The sequence below is a fragment of the Shewanella sp. 0m-8 genome, from assembly GCF_052977265.1.
Genome location: NZ_JBRIMB010000004.1, coordinates 80,420 through 98,529 on the forward strand (window position 1 = coordinate 80,420; position 18,110 = coordinate 98,529).

Below are 18,110 nucleotides of genomic sequence, written 5' to 3' on the forward strand. Positions count from 1 at the left end.
TTCATTGTTAACTAACCAAGCAGTGAGTGCTCTGCGGACCTTCTACTTGGCTTAATTTAAAGGCGACATCAACTGTCGCCTTTAATATCTAAAATACGAATTAAGAACGAGTGCTATAGTTAGGCGCTTCTTTGCTGATCGTTACATCGTGAACATGAGACTCGCCCATGCCAGCTGCAGTGATCTTCACAAATTCCGCTTTTTCATTTAGTTCTTTAATTGTTGCACAACCCGTTAGGCCCATACATGAACGTAAACCGCCCATGTGCTGGTGAATGATCTCTTTTAACTTACCTTTGTAAGCTACGCGACCTTCAATACCTTCAGGTACCAGCTTGTCTGCTGCGTTATCACTTTGGAAATAACGGTCAGACGAACCTTGAGTTTGTGTCATGGCGCCTAGTGAGCCCATACCGCGGTATGACTTATAAGCACGGCCGTTATATAACTCAGTTTCGCCCGGTGCTTCATCAGTACCAGCGAACATAGAGCCTGCCATGATGCACGATGCGCCCGCTGCTAATGCTTTCGCTAAGTCACCAGAGAAGCGAATACCGCCATCGGCGATAACCGGAATATCAAGGTGCTTAACAGCAGCTGCGGCGTCAGATACTGCAGTAATTTGCGGTACGCCTACACCAGTTACGATACGTGTCGTACAGATTGACCCTGGACCAATACCCACTTTAACCGCGTTAACACCGGCTTCAACCAGTGCAAGTGCACCTTCAGCTGTCGCTACGTTGCCACCAACGATTTGTAAATCTGGATATTTAGCGCGAGTATCACGAATACGTTGTAAAACGCCTTCAGAATGCCCGTGCGATGAGTCAATAAGCAACACATCAACACCTGCTAGTACAAGTGCATCAACACGCTCTTCGTTACCAGGGCCTGCGCCAACAGCAGCACCAACACGCAGGCGACCTAACTCGTCTTTACATGCATTTGGCTTACGCTCTGCTTTTTGGAAGTCTTTTACAGTGATAAGACCTTTAAGCTTGAAGTTGTCGTCAACAACCAACACTTTCTCAACGCGGTGAGAATGCATTAGCTTTTGAACTTCATCAAGTTTAGTCCCTTCTAGTACGGTGACTAGACGATCTTTAGGTGTCATCACTTGATCAACCGTACGTGACCAGTCAGTGATAAAACGTACGTCACGGCCAGTAATAATACCCACTAATTCGTGTGCATCGTTGACGACTGGGTAGCCAGCGAAACCATTTTTCTCAGTTAGCGCCTTAAGCTCGGCTAACGTCGTTGTAGGGGTCACGGTTACAGGCTGCTGAACGATGCCCGCTTCGTAAATTTTTACTTTGCGAACTTCTTCAGCTTGTTGCTCAATCGTCATGTTTTTATGAATAAAACCTAAGCCACCTTCTTGCGCAATCGCAATCGCTAAACGAGCTTCGGTAACGGTATCCATAGCAGCAGACACGATTGGAGTATTCAACTCAATCTTATTCGTCAGGCGTGTTTTTAACACAGCAGTATTTGGGAGGACGGTAGAGTGCGCTGGAACCAGCAACACATCATCAAAAGTTAACGCTTCTTTTTTCAATCTTAACATGCAACATCTCCCCAAGAGAGTAGGAATTAGAGGTGAAATATTGCGGCGAGATTATACCTTGCATATATGGGTTGGTAAATGGAAAATAGACACTAATTCGCATTTGTGTGTAAAAAAATTATGAAAAGCCCAAAAAACGATGTTTATACCGTCTCTCGCCTCAACGGCGAAGTTAGACAACTTTTAGAGGGGCAGCTTGGCCGAATTTGGCTAAATGCTGAAATTTCAAACTTTGCAGCGCCGGGCTCTGGCCACTGGTATTTAACCCTCAAAGATAATTTTTCACAAATTCGCTGCGCCATGTTTAAAGGCCGTAACCAAGCCGTGACCTTTCGCCCAGCGAACGGCCAACAAGTTTTAGTAAAAGGCAATATCAGTGTGTATGAGCCTCGCGGTGACTACCAACTGCTAATTGAATCTATGCTGCCTGCAGGTGATGGCCTGCTTGCGCAGCAATATGAAGCATTAAAGATGAAGCTCGCCGCCGAGGGCTTATTTGCCAGCGACACCAAACGCCCACTGCCTGAAAACATTCAAAAAATCGGAGTAATCACTTCGCCTACTGGCGCTGCGATTCGCGATATTTTGCATGTTTTAGCGCGCCGAGACTCATCAATTGAAGTCATCATCTACCCCACTCCTGTACAAGGCACTGACGCCGCAAAAAGTATTTGCGATGCCATTAATCTGGCTAATGCCCGCAGCGAGGTAGACGTTTTACTGGTGACTCGCGGTGGTGGCTCACTCGAGGATTTATGGAGCTTTAATGACGAAGGTTTAGCCCACACTATTTATAACAGTGGTCTTCCGGTGGTATCAGCTGTTGGCCATGAAGTGGATATGACCATCAGTGATTATGTGGCCGATCTGCGCGCGCCAACGCCTTCTGCTGGTGCCGAGCTATTATCAAAAGATGCCGACAACAAAGCGCAAAAACTGTTATCACAGCTTTCACGCCTAAAGCAGGCTTGGCAGCATTACCAGTTAAAAAAGCAAAGCCAGCTACAGTCAACCGAGCACCGCCTGCAAAAGCAAGATCCGCAGCGCCGCCTACAGATGTATGAGCAAAGCTTCGATGAAATGCAGTTACGCTTACAGCAAGCGATGCAAACCAAGTTACATGCTTATACCTTAAAGCAGCAGAACTTAAGTAATCGCTTAACGAATCAGTCACCACAACATCGACTTGACCTTGAAACCCAGCGTTTAAGTTATCTGAGCGCTAAGTTAAATAACGCCATGATTGATAAGTTAAAGATGAGTGAGCAGCGTCTCGCCCATCGAGCGCAGCAGTTAGACACTGTGAGCCCATTAGCCACATTAAGTCGTGGTTACAGCATAACCTTAACCGGTGAAGGTAAAGTGGTGCAATCACCGAGTGATACCCGTATTGGTGACACGCTAACTACGCGCCTGCGAGATGGTAGTGTGACTTCAACTGTGGTTGAGGTAGGTTAATAACCCAGGGGTTAAGCTCCGCTTGAAGGATAGCGATTCAAACTTCGTTTGAAAATTAACGTGGTGGCGCTTCGCCCACATCCGAGTAAGGAGGACTGTTCGTCCTTATCAAGAACATCATTGTTCAACGGCCAGCTCGCCGTCCTTGGCTCTCGTTCAAAGAGTCAATATTCATGGACTTCGCCCTTGCATCCACCATGACGCCCCGACGGAGTTACATGCATTAGATACGGGCACTCATCTTCGAAAATCGCTATCGCTTCAGAATCGCCATCTGTGGCTCTACTAAAGCTACCTCAGCATCCCTGCCTCGCTCACGCGATTTTCTCTATGAGTTCTGCAACTCCGATGGGGAATTGGTGTTTTCTATATTTGATGCCTAATTTGGTACAACCAGAAGTATGTCCAAAGATAAAACTAGATAATAATTACTGGGTAGAGTTAATTACTTCTTTTTATACCAAGTGAATTAGTCACTAAAGACATTGCGCTAGACGACTGCAAGATTTAGGGTAACCTAGCAACAATGGTAATAAAGTAGCTAAAAAGGAATAGGCAAACATGGATGAAATACTGACAAGAATTGCTGCAATACACCAGCAGCACGCACTGAAATGCTACCTCGCAATAAAATCATTGAAGGCTCAATATGATTGGCCAGCTAATGACTGGTTAAAAATAGAAAAGTTAATAGAGCTAGAAGAACCCGCTTTTAATTTAGCCATTATCCAATCCGATTCCATGCCCTTCAAGCCTATAGAGCAAAGACGTCACTGGGTTTTAGCTCATGCTATCTATCCCTACGCCTACTTCACCATGCAAGACTGGTTTAATCAAAGCGATGCTAGTGAAATTTTTACCTATTATTTCGAACAATGTGCACAGCAAAATGAGTATCTCAGCCACAATATTTCAGTACTGATAGCTTTTAAGCAAGCTTGGAGGTTAATCAACACTGAACAACAAAAGCTTCGATTCATTGAGCGCTTCTGTGAGTTCGTTACAGCCACATTTTACGGCAATAACCACCAATCCTATCCAGTAGCAACTGATTACACTAAACCGAAGAATATTGATGTGCAAACAGTACTAACAAGCGCACTAAAACAACCTGGTTTCTGGGGGCATAACCTTATTGCTTTAGCTTCAATACTACGTATTAAGCAAGAAATACCAAACGCTGTTTTAATACGACTGTTAGCCAATCTAGATGAGCAGTGCCACTGGATATTCGAAGACAGTGCAGACAGGCCATTAATCTATAAGAATAATGATAAACAAGCACTTCACCATACTTTTGAAGCTGCCAGCTTTAAGTTATTAACAGGATCACAAAGTAACTTACACCAAATAACGCTGGCAGAATCAAGCTGCTACTTATTTTATCTAGATGGTGTATCTTTAGAACAGAAGTCGCATCTGATAGATATCATCAACCACTTTACTGCTATGTAAAGATAATCGATATCAATCTGCACTGCGCATGTCATCTTCATCTAGTAACTCCATTAGGCCAACTAAGGCGATAAACAGCACGGCGCCTACAGGCCAAATAATCCAAGTCTCGCCCCAGTTCATCGTCCATAAGCTCCACCCTAAGTAGATGGTAATCAATAATGGCCAGTAGAATGCTGCCAGCTTTTCAGCCTTTTGGGTGCGTTTACTTTTCTCCGTTCTTATACCACTGTCTTTCAAAATATTATTGTAGGCTGTATATCTCGCGCTAACAGCTGACAGTAGGTATATGCCTGTTGTGATCATTAACATCATGACAATGAGCATCATTAGCACTATATCGGTGCCATTAAAGAACAAGCTTACCGTCATCAAAGGCACAAAGCTGAATATAAACAGGAATATGGCTACAGATAATCGTCGATTGTATTTGGGTCTGAATTGTTGCAGCTTTTCATTTATCACGCTGTGAACGCCATAGGCTAATTCAAATGGCTCCTTATCAATAACAGCAAAATCAGACTCATATTGATTGGTCTTTATAAAAAAGCTAACCGCTATCGATACCATAATTAAAATACCGATCACGCCCATCGCCGCTGCACCATCTCCCGTCATTCCCAATCGATTGGTTTCCGCCATGGCTAAAACGAAAAATAGCGGCACAACTGAGCACACACAAAGTGCGACACCTTTAGTCACGACCTCTGACTCCTCAACCTTTCTATCCACATACGCAACTGCTTGCTCAAGGGGAATTTGAGTCAGATGATGTGTCTTATCTTGAGTCTCAATAACCTCATTACCATCCTTTAATAGATAGTCAGTTGAGACCTCAAAGGTCTCCGCCAGTTTTATAATACGATTTAAGTCTGGGATGCTATTGGCGCTTTCCCACTTAGACACTGACTGCCTTGAGATATTCATCTTTTCGGCTAACTCTTCCTGTGACCAGCCAAACTGCTTCCTTAATCTGATTATTTTATCTGCTAATATCATTGTTCCGTTCCTTCGTCTGTTGTTTAGCCGTAAGCCTATAAAATCAGATAGTTGCACACTACCAAGTTCAGCTAGCATTTTGTCAACCAGCGGTTGCATCTCAGCAATGATCGAGTTGCGTTTGGTTTTTTAGCATCCAAGCTAGCGATTTTAGTGCTAAGTCGCAAGTTATAGGTAGTCTCACATTTTTGGATGTTAATAGCTTATACACCAGTATCAACTCCATTTAATTTAGCTCAACAGATCCTTATTCACCCGTAACCTTGGCCCGAATCCAGTCTCAGTTTGATTGATCCTAGCTGCAAATACCCGATCCCTCCTATAAAGCAACTCCGTAAAACACCAACCTAAAACACCAAATCCTAGATAACAAAAAAGGAACCCTAGGGTTCCTTTTAAAAGTCTTTCGACTATTTCAAACAAGAAAAAGCGTTAATCTTTATTCTTATCGCGAATATGACCCACCATACGCTTACGGCGACGCTCTTGGCTCACGGTTAGCTTCTTGGTGTTCATGCCCTCAAATGGGTTGCCACCTTCCTGGAAACGTAACTGGATTGGCGTACCAACCACTTTTAATGAACGACGGAAGTAGTTCATCATGTAACGCTTGTAAGAGTCTGGAAGCTTCTTAACCTGGTTACCGTGTACAACCACGATTGGTGGGTTGTAACCACCGGCGTGAGCGTATTTGAGCTTAACGCGGCGACCATTCACCAATGGTGGCTGGTGATCGTCTTGTGACATCTGCATGATGCGAGTCAGCATTGACGTACTGACGCGGCGCGTAGCACTGTCATAAGCTTCTTCGATTGATTCAAACAAGTGACCCACACCTGTACCGTGAAGTGCAGAGATAAAGTGAATACGAGCAAAATCGATAAAACCTAAACGGCGATCAAGTTCTTTCTTCACGTGGTCTTTAACATTCTGATCGATTCCGTCCCACTTGTTGACGGCAATCACTAATGCACGACCTGCGTTTAGAATGAAACCTAATAGACCTAAGTCTTGCTCAGCAATACCTTCACGGGCGTCAATAACCAATAACACGACGTTACTGTCTTCAACCGCTTTTAGGGTTTTAATAACTGAGAATTTCTCAACCGTTTCATGTACCTTAGCGCGACGACGAACACCTGCAGTGTCAATCAATACGTATTCACGACCTTGACGCTCCATAGGAATGTAAATACTGTCACGCGTGGTGCCAGGCTCGTCATAAACAACAACGCGCTCTTCACCCAAGATACGGTTTGTTAGCGTTGATTTACCCACGTTAGGCTTACCGATAATCGCAAGCTTGATTGGCAGGTCTTGCAGACGTTTCTGCTCTGCTTCAGCTTCTTCTTCGGTGTACTCACGCTCTTCTTCGTCATCATCACCGTCTTCTTGCTTAACGATACCCATCGCTTCAGCATAGGGTGCTAACGAGTACTCAATCATGTTGGTTACGCCACGGCCCTGAGCCGCTGCCATCTGGTAAACTTCACCCAGACCCAATGACCAAAACTCAGCACAAGCAGAATCAGCATCGATACCATCTACTTTGTTGGCAACAACAAAGGTGGTTTTTTCACGGCTACGTAAATGTTGAGCAATCGCTAGATCGGCAGCAGTTAAGCCAGCGCGCGCATCGGTCAAAAACAACACCACATCTGCTTCTTCAATCGCAGCAAGAGATTGCTCGGCCATGCGAGTTTCAATCCCTTCTTCAGTGCCATCAATACCGCCAGTATCGACCACGATGAACTCATAACCTGCAAGATGTGCTCGGCCGTATTTACGATCCCGAGTTAGCCCAGGAAAGTCAGCGACAAGCGCATCTCTGGTACGGGTAAGTCGGTTAAAAAGGGTCGACTTACCAACGTTTGGTCGCCCTACAAGGGCCACAACAGGAATCATTTTATTGCCTCTATTACTCTATTTCTAATAACTAAAAAGCCCCCAGATACACATCCAGGGGCCTTATCATCTCTAACGACTTGGCTTACGGAAGTGTTACTCGAACCACTTTTCCACCACGAGTCTGCACATATAGGTTGTCATTAACCACCAATGGCTGACTGTATAAACCAGAGCTATCAACTTCTACACGTCCAACAATTTGACCGTCAGACCTGTTTAAAAAATGAAGATAACCTTCAAAATCACCGACTACCACATAATCTTTAAACACGACTGGCGCGGTTAAACTACGGTTAGCAAGTTCTGCATTATTCCATAACTCTAGACCATTTCGTCTATCAACAGAATAAATACGGCTGTGATCGTCGACCACAAATAGGCTTGCGCCCGAGTAAGCGAGTTCATGGAAGCTTGAATAGCTACGTGACCAAACCACGCGACCCGTTCGCATTTCCATTGAAACCAAGTTGCCATTATAACTAACCGCATAAAGGTTTTCGCCCACTAATAACGGTTTCATATCTATATCGGCCATACGCGAGAATTCATTGCCTCCCGCTGGCGTATAGATAGCTTGTTCCCAAGCCGCTTGACCATTATTTTTAATGACGACGGCAATTTTACCGTCGGCGGTGCCAACAAAGAATCCACCTGCGTCATATGAAGCAGAGCCTGTACCACGTAGGGTCAAGGTCGGTAGTTGATTCTCATACACCCACTTTTGCGTACCATCATCCACGTCAAACGCTTCTAATGTGCCTGCGCCAGTGTTAACCACAACAACATCTTCGCCAACTGTCGGCGCTGATAATAGTTCGCCACCGGCGATTACATGCCAAACGGCCTCACCAGTCGCTTCATCAAATGCCGCTAGCAGGCCACTTTCTCCGCCCACAAATATCTTGTTACGTGCTGCTGTTACACCACCGGCTAGACGTGCGCCTTTGTTTTTAGCCAAGGCATTATCTCTGAACGCAGAGCTAAAGTCATTTTGCCAAATACGCTCACCGGTAACTTCGTCAAATGCTTCGACTTTACCGTAACGGTCTGCAACAAACAGTTTGTCATAACGAGCCGCCGGACGTAGACGTGAATAATAATCGCCTACCCCTGCCCCCACATTCGCACTCCAGCTAACTTCTGGAAACACGCTAGCTTCAATCTCGCTAAGTGGTGAGATCGGCTCTTCTTCTACATCACTAGATGAACAGGCAGACAACATACCTATGCTCATGCCACATGCGAGCAGTGTTTTGCACCAAGACTTCATGGGCAGATTCCTTATGCCTTGTTCAGATTATCAAGCTTCATTTGTAATGTTGGACTTGTCATTGTGCCACCATTCTCTACCGCAGTTTGATAGGCAATCTTTGCCTTTTCTGTATCACCTTGGCGTACTAAGAAATCACCTTTTAGCTCATCTCTTTGAGCCTTTGATGCTGGATCGGTAATTTGATCAAGCGTAGCAATTGCTGTCGCGTATTGACCTTGTTCAGCTTGTACACGCGCTAAACGCAGGGTTGCAATAAGCACAATGCTGTTATCAACATTGGTTGCAATCACAGTCTTTAGCGTCGTTTCTGCTTTTTCTAAATCACCAGCTTCAACGGCAGACTTGGCCACCAATAGCTCAAGCAGAGATTGATAACCTTTTTGACCGTGCGCTTTAGCAAAGTTTTCTGCAGCGACTAACATAGCAGCATCTTCGCTATTTTGAATACTTAACGCTTGGAATGACTCAGACGCTGCTTCAGCTTGAGCCAATTGGTAGTCAGAATAATAGTTCCAACCGAATAGTCCACCTAAACCGACAACGGCGCCTACAACTACTGATGTGCCGTAATCTTTCCAGAACTGTTTGATAGCATCTACTTGTTGCTCTTCTGTGCTATAGATTTCCACTTAGTCTTCCCCTTTTAAATCAGTTCTGCAATATAAGTCGCCAATGCATCACGGGCAACCAATTCTTGTGCTTTATCTTCGCGAAGGTGCTTCACTGCAACTTGGTTATTGGCAAGCTCATCTTCACCAATCACTAGCGCTACTGTTGCACCGCTCTTATCGGCTCGCTTCATTTGCTTCTTAAAGTTACCGCCACCACAGTGGCTCATCACTTTAGCATTTGGCAAGCCAGCTCTTAGCTCTTGAGCGATCTTAATCGCTTCAACGCGGCAGTTGTCACCCATTGCTGTCACGTAAACGTCGACGCTTGGACCAATGTCCTTGTCTAGTTCAAGTGTCTCTAGCAGTAAGACGATGCGCTCTAGGCCCATTGCAAAACCAACGGCTGGTGTTGGTTTACCGCCAAGCTGACCCACAAGCCCGTCGTAACGTCCACCGGCTAATACTGTGCCTTGTGAACCTAAGCTTGATGTGACCCACTCAAAAACTGTGCGATTATAATAATCTAAACCGCGCACTAGGCGAGGATTGATCGTGTATTGGATGCCGACAGCCTCTAAGAGTTCACATAAATGTGAAAAATGTGAACGAGTGTCTTCACCAAAGTAATCCATTAACACTGGTGCATCGGCTAAAAGCGCCTGTACATCAGCATTTTTAGAGTCAAGTACACGTAATGGGTTGCTGTACATGCGGCGCTGGCTATCTTCATCCAACACCTCTTTGTGTTGCTCTAAGAAAGCAATCAAAGCATCACGGTAAGCGGCGCGCTCTTCAACATCACCTAAAGTGTTTAGCTCTAAGGTCACATGTTCGGTAATACCGAGTTTTTCCCATAGCTTGGCAGATAGCATCAATACTTCAGCATCAATGTCTGCCGTTGGGATCCCGTATACTTCTACACCAAACTGGTGGAATTGACGGTAACGGCCTTTTTGTGGGCGTTCGTGGCGGAACATTGGGCCCATGTACCAAAGACGCTGCTCTTGGTTGTATAGCAAACCGTGCTCATTACCTGCGCGAACGGTTGAGGCTGTGCCTTCTGGACGCAGCGTTAAGCTGTCACCGTTTCTATCTTCAAAGGTATACATCTCTTTTTCAACGATATCAGTCACTTCACCGATAGAGCGCTTAAAGAGATCTGTACTTTCAACGATAGGAGTACGAATTTCGCTGTAACCGTATGAACCCACTGTTTCACGTAATACGGTTTCAAGTTTTTGCCATAAAGGACTTTGAGTAGGCAGAATGTCATTCATTCCGCGAATCGCTTGGATCTGTTTTGCCACTATTCGACTCGTCAAATTTGCTATATAAAATTAAAAAACGCCTCGCATTATAGGCGTTTCGAGACTAAACGTACAACAGGTGCATTCACCCATAAAAAATCACAAGCCATGATAGCGGGCTTGTGATTAATCTGTACTTACTTATTTAAATCTTGTGCTGGGATACGACCTGCAATTATTGCCGCTTTGGCGCGGATTTTTGCTTCTAGCGAATCAACAATATTATTGTTGTCAAAACGCTCTTTTTGGCGCACACCATCATCAAAATAACCACTCATGCGGTTACCACCAGTCAAACCAATATCTGACACTAGCGCTTCACCCGGTCCATTGACCACACAGCCAATAATCGATACATCCATTGGCGTGACGATGTCTTCAAGTCGTTGCTCAAGCTCATTAACCGTTGAAATCACATCAAACTCTTGGCGAGAGCATGACGGACAAGCAATAAAGTTAATCCCGCGTGAGCGAATACGCAGTGACTTTAGAATATCGAAACCGACTTTGATCTCTTCTACCGGATCGGCTGCCAGTGAAATACGTAGCGTGTCACCGATACCGTCAGCAAGCAACATACCAAGACCAACCGCAGACTTGACTGAACCCGCACGAGCGCCACCCGCTTCGGTGATACCAAGGTGCAGTGGCTGAATGATTTGTTTAGCCAACAAACGGTAAGACTCAACCGCTAAAAATACGTCTGAGGCTTTTACACTGACCTTAAACTGATCGAAGTTTAAACGGTCTAGAATATCCACATGGCGCATTGCTGATTCGAGCAGGGCTTCTGGTGTTGGCTCTTTATACTTATCCATTAGATCTTTCTCTAATGAACCACCATTGACACCAATTCGAATCGGAATATTTTTATCACGTGCGCATTCAACGACACTGCGAATACGCTCTTCGTTACCGATATTACCAGGATTGATCCGCAGGCAATCTACACCGTACTCTGCCACTTTAAGCGCGATACGGTAGTCAAAATGGATATCGGCAACCAGAGGAACTGTGGTTTGCTGTTTGATCAGCTTAAACGCTTCAGCTGCGTCCATTGTTGGTACGGAAACGCGAACAATGTCAGCACCGACATTCTCTAACGCTCGAATTTGTGCAACGGTCGCAGCAACATCAGTTGTGCGCGTATTGGTCATTGACTGCACCGCAATAGGCGCGCCATCACCAATAGGAACGTTACCAACATAGATGCGGCTTGATTTGCGTCTGATAATAGGAGATTCGTTATACATCGTCTGTGTGCTCTGTGATCTGTTATTGTCCAGCGTGTGGCAATGTCATTCTCGCCACCTTACCGCCAGGATACTGCTCCAAACTAATCGCTTTGCCATTAAGTTGGATATTGACTACTTGCGGAGCGCCTAACGTTACCGAAAATGGCTCAGCCCCTTTAAGAATAAGTTCGCTGCCCGATTTTTTAAGATCGCTAACCAAAACGTTACCATTGGCATCGGCGACTTTTATCCAGCAGTCACCGGTTAACGTTAACGTAAGTGTCGAACTTAAGGCGTTATTCTCACTTTCTGTTGACGCTTGAGCGATTGGCTCTGCCAGAGCCAACTCCGTTTCCTGCGTAGCAGATAGTGGAGCGGTTTGTATCTGAGTGTTTGGTATCGATGCTGCTTCTGGCTGGGCACTAGAGTCCGCTGTAGACGCATTTTGTTCAGCGCTTGCCGATGAATCTGCGTCCGAGAGTGCTATTTGCTCAATTCCAGTGTCGCTGTCATCGACTAACACGACATCAATAGGGCTAACAAGGTCGACTTCAGCTGAAGCGGCAACCTCTTCAGCAGTTGGCTGAGAATAATCTACTGCAGCATCCATAGAGGACTTTTGAAACCACCACAGTACCATCAGCCCAAGTAACACAAATACAATAATATAGGTGAGTGCCATCAAGCGGCCATCACGAGCCTGGCGTGTCGTCTTGCGAGAAAAGCTCTGCATAGACGGCTTTTCATCACTTTCAAGCTGCTTATCTAAGCATTGCTGTACGATAAAGGGATCGGCTTGCACGGCACGAGCGTAGTTTTTAACATAACCACGGACGTAGGTTGCTGCACCCACCTCTTGTAAATTATCAGCCTCAATCTGTTTCACGATAATAGGCCGCAAATGCAATTGTGATGCGATAGCCTCTATCGACAGCCCCTTATTTTCTCGGGCTGTTTTTAGCAAAACGCCCAGTGTGAGCGTCGGCTCATCCACTAGGCTTTCATTGTCTACATTGGGCTCTTGATTCTGTTCATTTTTCATTAATGCATACTAGCCCGATATTCTTTGGCCTGAATAGACTGCGGAAACTTTGCCAGTAATAAAATACCGAACCGTCTTACCGCACCTTCGTCATTCAAACCTTGTTCAATTTCAATCCCTAGCGCCAGACTGGTTGCAGACTCTGCCGCTACCCTATGGTAACGAGACAACTGCTCTCTAGCCTCAATTAACTGACCCTCTCCTAAATCGATCTCGGTGAGCTCGATAAGGGAAGTGCGCCGTCTAGGATCATACTTAAGTGCCATGGCAAAATATTTTTTCGCTTGGCTAATTTGACCCGCCTTGCGGCTGCAAATACCTAAATTTTCATAGGTCGATGCAGAGCGAGTATACAGAGGTTGGGCAACCGCTTCTAAGAACATTTTCTCTGACTCAGCATATTTACCCTGCTGACACAAAAATGCACCGAAGTTATTGAAAGCGTCGCCTGTTGCATCACTCGTGCGAATCGCTAGCCTGTATGCTTGCTCTGTTTTTTCGAGTTCGCCTACTGACTGATAGTAATAGGCGAAGGCAATATGAACTTCTTCTAAGTCAGGTGCAAAAGCCAACGCACGATCGAGGTTGGCTTTGGCTTGCTCACTATTGCCTTTTTGTAGATAGGTTAAGCCAAGTTGTATACGCTGACGAGCAGCGGAAACCTTATCGACTTTTCGTTCAGAGACAGGGATATCAGTCCCTGCATAGGTATCTTGGGTAATACACCCCGTTGTCATCATAGATGACAATATTAATACCAGTGGTAACACCACCTTACTCTGATTCATTGTTACGCCCATCTACCAGTAGATACAAAGAGTTAGTTCATTGTGACTGAAATCTGGCTCTCTTGCATGCGTTTTTTTGCTAAACGCTTTGTTCTATCACGAATATCACCTGCTAGCTGACCGCATGCGGCATCGATATCATCACCACGGGTCTTGCGCACAATTACTGTCAGCCCGTACTCCATCAACACTTTAGAGAATCTGTCGATGCGAGAGTTAGATGAACGACCATAGGGTGAACCTGGATATGGGTTAAACGGAATTAAGTTAACCTTACAAGGCGTGTCCTTCATCAACTTAGCTAATTCATGCGCTTGATCTGTGCTGTCATTGATATGATCTAGCATCACATACTCAACGGTCACGCGGCCGCGGTTAGCATTTGATTTAGCAATATAACGGCGAATTCCCGCTAAGAACTCTTCCAGTGGATATTTTTTGTTTACAGGAACTAACACATCACGAAGCTCATCATTCGGTGCGTGGATACTCACTGCCAATGCGACGTCTAACGCATCACCCAGTTTATCCAGTGCAGGAACAACCCCTGACGTTGATAACGTTACACGGCGCTTAGATAGGCTGAAACCAAAATCATCAAGCATGATATCCATTGCTGGGATCACGTTCTTAAGATTAAGTAATGGCTCACCCATTCCCATCATTACGACGTTAGTAATAGGACGTTCACCGGTATCTTTAACAAAACCGATAAAGTCGGCCACACGCCAAATTTGGCCAACGATTTCTGACACGGTCAGGTTACGGTTAAAGCCTTGCTGCGCGGTTGAGCAGAAAGTACATTCAAGTGCACAACCAACTTGTGACGATACGCACAAAGTTGCACGATCATCTTCAGGGATATAAACCGTTTCAACTTCTTGGCCATCACCAACATTAATTGCAAACTTAATCGTACCGTCTGCTGATTTTTGATAGCTTGAAATCTCTGGTGCCACAATCTCACACTTGGCGGCAAGCTTTGCTCGCAACACCTTGTTAATGTTTGTCATTTCTTCGAAGTCACTGACGCCAAAATGATAAATCCATTTCATCAATTGATCAGCACGGAATGGCTTTTCACCCATTTCGGTAAATAGCGCTCTTAATGCTTTACGATCAAGATCCAATAAATTGATCTTCTTTTCACTCATTTTGTCTAACCTCAAAAAACCTAAAACCTGCTTGCGGGCGGCGAATTATACAGATCTTAACAAATATTAGCCAGCAGGCTATCACCAAAGTTAAAAACCTATGCTAGAATCCGCCCAGACTACTTTTGGTCTGCCATTTGGAGGTGTAATTTCACCTTTATGATAACCCTTATCATTATAATATTTGTCGCGATTACCGTCTCTTTTCTTTGTAGTGTGTTTGAAGCTGTATTGCTTTCTGTCACGCCGAGTTACATAGCCACACTAACTAAAACCAACCCTGGTGCAGCTAGTCGGTTACGTAAACAAAAAGAGAACGTTGAATCTCCTCTTGTTTCCATCCTTACGCTAAACACTATCGCACACACCGTTGGTGCTGCTGTTGCTGGTGCGCAAGCTGCTAAGGTATTTGGCGATGAGATGCTTGGCGTATTTTCTGGTGTTCTTACCTTCTTAATTCTCTTCTTCTCAGAGATCATCCCTAAAACCTTAGGTGCAAACTACTGGCGCTCATTAGCTCCTACTGTATCTATAGCATTAGTTTGGATGGAGCGTAGTACTTTGCCTCTAATCTGGATGTCTAATCAGGTAACTAAGCTGATGGGCAAAGGCGACGAAGGTCAATATATTCGTCAAGAGATGAGTGCAATGGCTGAAATTGGTCGTGCATCAGGAGAACTTGATGAGCAAGAGTCTAAAATTTTGACTCAAATGCTATCGGTTAAAGAGATGCCAGTAACCGCTATCATGACGCCAAGAACGGTAATGTTTAGACTACCGACCGACTTGAGCCAAGATGAGTTTGCCAAGCGATTTATGGCAAAGCCTTTTACTCGAATTCCTGTGTATGAACATGAGCCTGATAATATTATCGGCTATGTTAATCGAAACGACATCTTGCTGGCTGAGCGCTCAACTCCAAAAGAGTCTATCGCTGTGCTTAAGAAGAACTTATTAGTGATCCCCGAGACGGCTAAAATTCTGCCTCTTTTTGAGCTAATGATTAAGCGCAATACCAAGATTGCAATGGTTGTTGATGAATACGGTTCTAACGAAGGTATTGTAACCTTAGAAGATATCGTTGAATCGCTACTTGGGCTTGAGATTGTTGATTCGAATGACCCTGTGGCAGACATGCAGCAATTTGCTCGTAAATTGTGGAGCCGCCGCATGAAAGATAAGGGTATCGTTTTATCCGATGATGGCGATTTCGAACAAGAACAAAAAAAATAGCTAAACTTAGCTAATTGAATGATAAAAAGGGAGTTTAGCTCCCTTTTTTAATGTCTCAATTTCGGCAGGGGATCATAAGCGTCATCACCCAACTCCAATATCAACTTCTGACTTCTTCGCTTGCTACGCGGCGAAAGAATCTCCTTGTCATTATTTATACTCATCATGCTATAATCCTCGTTTGGTCCAGAGGAATAAGATGACAACGTCCCTATCTATATCAGTAGCTACAGCGACTACACCAAAGCTGTACCAATTAAAGCTTGCTCACATCAATGATACACACTCTCATTTCGATGCAAACCGTATTCAATTTACGATTTATGAGCAACAAAAAGAGCTGACGCTTTATAGCCATACTGGTGGCTACGCCCGTATCGCCCATCAGCTCAAGCAAGCCAAGTTAGCCGCTAAAGACAATCAACAGAGCTTTCTATTTTTACACGGTGGCGACAGCTTTCAAGGCACACTTTATTTCAATGAGTTTAAGGGTAAAGCTAACTCAGATTTATTGAATATGCTGCAACCTGACGCCATGGTGCTTGGCAATCATGAAATCGATGCGGGTAATGAACCCGTACTCGACTTTCTCAATGATATCGACTTCCCGCTATTGGCTGGCAATATGGACCTTAGCCAAGAGTGTCAGCAAAAAACTGCGTGTCTTGCAAACCACCCAAACCTACTCGACTTAGATCCGCTCACTCAAGCGGCTAAAGTGCTACTAAAGCCATTGCAAGATAAGCAAGTCGCAATTATTGGTATCACCTTAGATCAGATGACCGAAATTGCGCGTCCCGATGATGATACCCACTTTGTAAGCGCTATCGAAACGACTCGTCGCAGCGTGGCTCAACTAAAAGCCAGTGGTATTGACCACATTATCGTTTTAAGCCATTTAGGGCTCGACCAAGATAGAGTGTTAGCCGCAGAGGTCGACGGCATTAGCATTATTGTTGGTGGCCACTCACATACGCTGCAAGGCGACTTTACTGCTGTTGGCTTATCTAATATGCCTTATGGCGAACGCGTCAATGATACCGCGATAGTGCATGCAGGTAAGTATGCTGAAACCATTGGCATTGCCGACATAACCTTCGATGCCAATGGTAAAGTTGTCAGTCTACTTGGCGGTAATTACTTCATGCTAGATCGGCAGTTTATTCTGCAAGCATCTACAGATGTCAGCCCACAAGATTACTTGAACGTACGACAAACATTAGCATCACACCCTCTGATATTATGGGACGATGAATGTAGCCAGGTTCAAGCTCGAATTTTGAAAAAGTATCGTCCTAGCCTTGATGCATTGAGTAATAAAATTCTGGGTTTTGTTCCTAGAAACTTAATCCATACTCGCTTACCCAGTAAGGCCCTGCCACATGGCAGTGAAATCGCGCCTTGGGTCAGTCGTAGCATGTATCAAGAAACCCGAGAGCTGAATATTAATGTCGACTTTGCACTGCACAATGCTGGCGGAGTCCGTCAATCGCTTGATAAGGGGGATGTGAGTCTAGCCGAAGTCGTTGGCCGGATCCTTCCATTTGATATCCCGCTGGTCACTTACGAGATCCAAGGCCGATACGTATTTGAAATGCTAGAGTCCGCGATTAATGCTGCAACCAATAACAGTGTGATAGGCACTGGTGCAGGCAGTTTTCCTTACACCTATGGCCTAAAATACTTTTATGATGGCAGACAGCGATTAGGGCAGCGCATTATTAAGCTTGAAGTGTTGAAAATGAAAGATGCCCAGCCATTATGGCTACCTCTTGATCCTGAATCTTATTACACTGGCGTTTCATCTTCCTATACTGCATCGGGTAAAGAGGGCTACCATCCAATATTAAAAGCTAATTGGCAAAAGGATATCGAAGGGTTAAGTCTACCAGAGGCGTTTATTCGCTTTATTAGTAAAGCGCAGTGTTTAAATGAAGCGCTTGAACCTCAGGTTCACTACACGAGCCATAATCTCGTACCGGTGTAACCGACCATTACTAGACTGCGGTATGAATTGAGTGGGCAAGGGCTGAACTTTCGGCTTTGCCCAACAAAAACTGATTAATTAGAAAGT

General features: G+C 44.8%; 14 protein-coding genes. 4 read left to right on the forward strand and 10 right to left on the reverse strand.

All coding sequences use genetic code 11. The annotated features are described in order from the left end of the window. Nucleotides 1-100: 100 nt before the first annotated feature. On the reverse strand, nt 101-1,573 hold the full coding sequence (guaB, locus tag ACVBIO_RS03185; RefSeq protein ID WP_447163900.1) for an IMP dehydrogenase: 1,473 nt from the start codon (nt 1,571-1,573) through the stop codon (nt 101-103). 120 nt (nt 1,574-1,693) lie between these two features. Between guaB and xseA the strand changes: the two genes are divergently transcribed. Both xseA and ACVBIO_RS03195 read left to right on the forward strand, forming a co-directional pair. Beyond that, nucleotides 1,694-3,031, forward strand: a complete 1,338-nt coding sequence (gene xseA / locus ACVBIO_RS03190; RefSeq protein ID WP_447171937.1) for an exodeoxyribonuclease VII large subunit — start codon at nt 1,694-1,696, stop codon at nt 3,029-3,031. Between the two features lie 561 nt (nt 3,032-3,592). Further along, nucleotides 3,593-4,486, forward strand: a complete 894-nt coding sequence (locus tag ACVBIO_RS03195; protein WP_447161194.1) for a hypothetical protein — start codon at nt 3,593-3,595, stop codon at nt 4,484-4,486. 12 nt (nt 4,487-4,498) lie between these two features. On the opposite strand, the gene ACVBIO_RS03200 is transcribed toward ACVBIO_RS03195, so the two are convergent. The 9 genes from ACVBIO_RS03200 to ACVBIO_RS03240 all read right to left on the reverse strand — a co-directional run bounded on the left by ACVBIO_RS03200 (nt 4,499) and on the right by ACVBIO_RS03240 (nt 14,803). After that, nucleotides 4,499-5,485 carry a helix-turn-helix domain-containing protein gene (locus ACVBIO_RS03200; protein ID WP_447171938.1) on the reverse strand — a complete coding sequence of 329 codons (987 nt, stop codon included), beginning with the start codon at nt 5,483-5,485 and terminating at the stop codon, nt 4,499-4,501. A gap of 432 nt (nt 5,486-5,917) precedes the next feature. Continuing rightward, nucleotides 5,918-7,390: a ribosome biogenesis GTPase Der gene (gene der / locus ACVBIO_RS03205; RefSeq protein WP_447161192.1), complete on the reverse strand. Its 1,473-nt coding sequence runs from the start codon at nt 7,388-7,390 to the stop codon at nt 5,918-5,920. An 85-nt stretch (nt 7,391-7,475) separates the two neighbouring features. Next, nucleotides 7,476-8,663 carry an outer membrane protein assembly factor BamB gene (gene bamB, locus ACVBIO_RS03210; protein ID WP_447161191.1) on the reverse strand — a complete coding sequence of 396 codons (1,188 nt, stop codon included), beginning with the start codon at nt 8,661-8,663 and terminating at the stop codon, nt 7,476-7,478. An 11-nt stretch (nt 8,664-8,674) separates the two neighbouring features. After that, on the reverse strand, nt 8,675-9,295 hold the full coding sequence (locus ACVBIO_RS03215; protein WP_447161190.1) for a YfgM family protein: 621 nt from the start codon (nt 9,293-9,295) through the stop codon (nt 8,675-8,677). 14 nt (nt 9,296-9,309) lie between these two features. Continuing rightward, nucleotides 9,310-10,584 carry a histidine--tRNA ligase gene (gene hisS / locus ACVBIO_RS03220; RefSeq protein ID WP_447161189.1) on the reverse strand — a complete coding sequence of 425 codons (1,275 nt, stop codon included), beginning with the start codon at nt 10,582-10,584 and terminating at the stop codon, nt 9,310-9,312. 137 nt (nt 10,585-10,721) lie between these two features. Then, on the reverse strand, nt 10,722-11,837 hold the full coding sequence (gene ispG, locus ACVBIO_RS03225) for a flavodoxin-dependent (E)-4-hydroxy-3-methylbut-2-enyl-diphosphate synthase (protein WP_447163832.1): 1,116 nt from the start codon (nt 11,835-11,837) through the stop codon (nt 10,722-10,724). A 22-nt stretch (nt 11,838-11,859) separates the two neighbouring features. After that, on the reverse strand, nt 11,860-12,861 hold the full coding sequence (locus ACVBIO_RS03230; protein ID WP_447171939.1) for a RodZ domain-containing protein: 1,002 nt from the start codon (nt 12,859-12,861) through the stop codon (nt 11,860-11,862). Then, nucleotides 12,861-13,649, reverse strand: coding sequence for a type IV pilus biogenesis/stability protein PilW (gene pilW / locus ACVBIO_RS03235; RefSeq protein WP_447163831.1), 789 nt, complete (start codon nt 13,647-13,649; stop codon nt 12,861-12,863). The genes ACVBIO_RS03230 and pilW overlap by 1 nt, the downstream gene beginning before the upstream one ends. 32 nt (nt 13,650-13,681) lie before the next feature. Beyond that, entirely contained in the window at nt 13,682-14,803 is a 1,122-nt protein-coding gene (locus tag ACVBIO_RS03240; protein WP_447161185.1) for a bifunctional tRNA (adenosine(37)-C2)-methyltransferase TrmG/ribosomal RNA large subunit methyltransferase RlmN, read from the reverse strand. Between the two features lie 159 nt (nt 14,804-14,962). Here ACVBIO_RS03240 and ACVBIO_RS03245 point away from each other — a divergent pair, with 159 nt between their 5' ends. Both ACVBIO_RS03245 and ACVBIO_RS03250 read left to right on the forward strand, forming a co-directional pair. After that, nucleotides 14,963-16,036 carry a CNNM domain-containing protein gene (locus ACVBIO_RS03245; protein WP_447163830.1) on the forward strand — a complete coding sequence of 358 codons (1,074 nt, stop codon included), beginning with the start codon at nt 14,963-14,965 and terminating at the stop codon, nt 16,034-16,036. Nucleotides 16,037-16,235: 199 nt separating this feature from the next. Continuing rightward, entirely contained in the window at nt 16,236-18,023 is a 1,788-nt protein-coding gene (locus tag ACVBIO_RS03250) for a bifunctional metallophosphatase/5'-nucleotidase (RefSeq protein WP_447161183.1), read from the forward strand. The last annotated feature ends 87 nt before the right edge of the window (nt 18,024-18,110 follow it).

Coding starts and splice junctions, on each gene's coding strand:
- xseA (WP_447171937.1), top strand. CDS start 1,694: ATGAAAAGCCCAAAAAACGATGTTTATACCGTCTCTCGCCTCAACGGC.
- pilW (WP_447163831.1), bottom strand. CDS start 13,649: ATGAATCAGAGTAAGGTGGTGTTACCACTGGTATTAATATTGTCATCT.
- der (WP_447161192.1), bottom strand. CDS start 7,390: ATGATTCCTGTTGTGGCCCTTGTAGGGCGACCAAACGTTGGTAAGTCG.
- ispG (WP_447163832.1), bottom strand. CDS start 11,837: ATGTATAACGAATCTCCTATTATCAGACGCAAATCAAGCCGCATCTAT.
- bamB (WP_447161191.1), bottom strand. CDS start 8,663: ATGAAGTCTTGGTGCAAAACACTGCTCGCATGTGGCATGAGCATAGGT.
- ACVBIO_RS03250 (WP_447161183.1), top strand. CDS start 16,236: ATGACAACGTCCCTATCTATATCAGTAGCTACAGCGACTACACCAAAG.
- ACVBIO_RS03200 (WP_447171938.1), bottom strand. CDS start 5,485: ATGATATTAGCAGATAAAATAATCAGATTAAGGAAGCAGTTTGGCTGG.
- ACVBIO_RS03230 (WP_447171939.1), bottom strand. CDS start 12,861: ATGAAAAATGAACAGAATCAAGAGCCCAATGTAGACAATGAAAGCCTA.
- ACVBIO_RS03195 (WP_447161194.1), top strand. CDS start 3,593: ATGGATGAAATACTGACAAGAATTGCTGCAATACACCAGCAGCACGCA.
- guaB (WP_447163900.1), bottom strand. CDS start 1,573: ATGTTAAGATTGAAAAAAGAAGCGTTAACTTTTGATGATGTGTTGCTG.
- ACVBIO_RS03240 (WP_447161185.1), bottom strand. CDS start 14,803: ATGAGTGAAAAGAAGATCAATTTATTGGATCTTGATCGTAAAGCATTA.
- ACVBIO_RS03245 (WP_447163830.1), top strand. CDS start 14,963: ATGATAACCCTTATCATTATAATATTTGTCGCGATTACCGTCTCTTTT.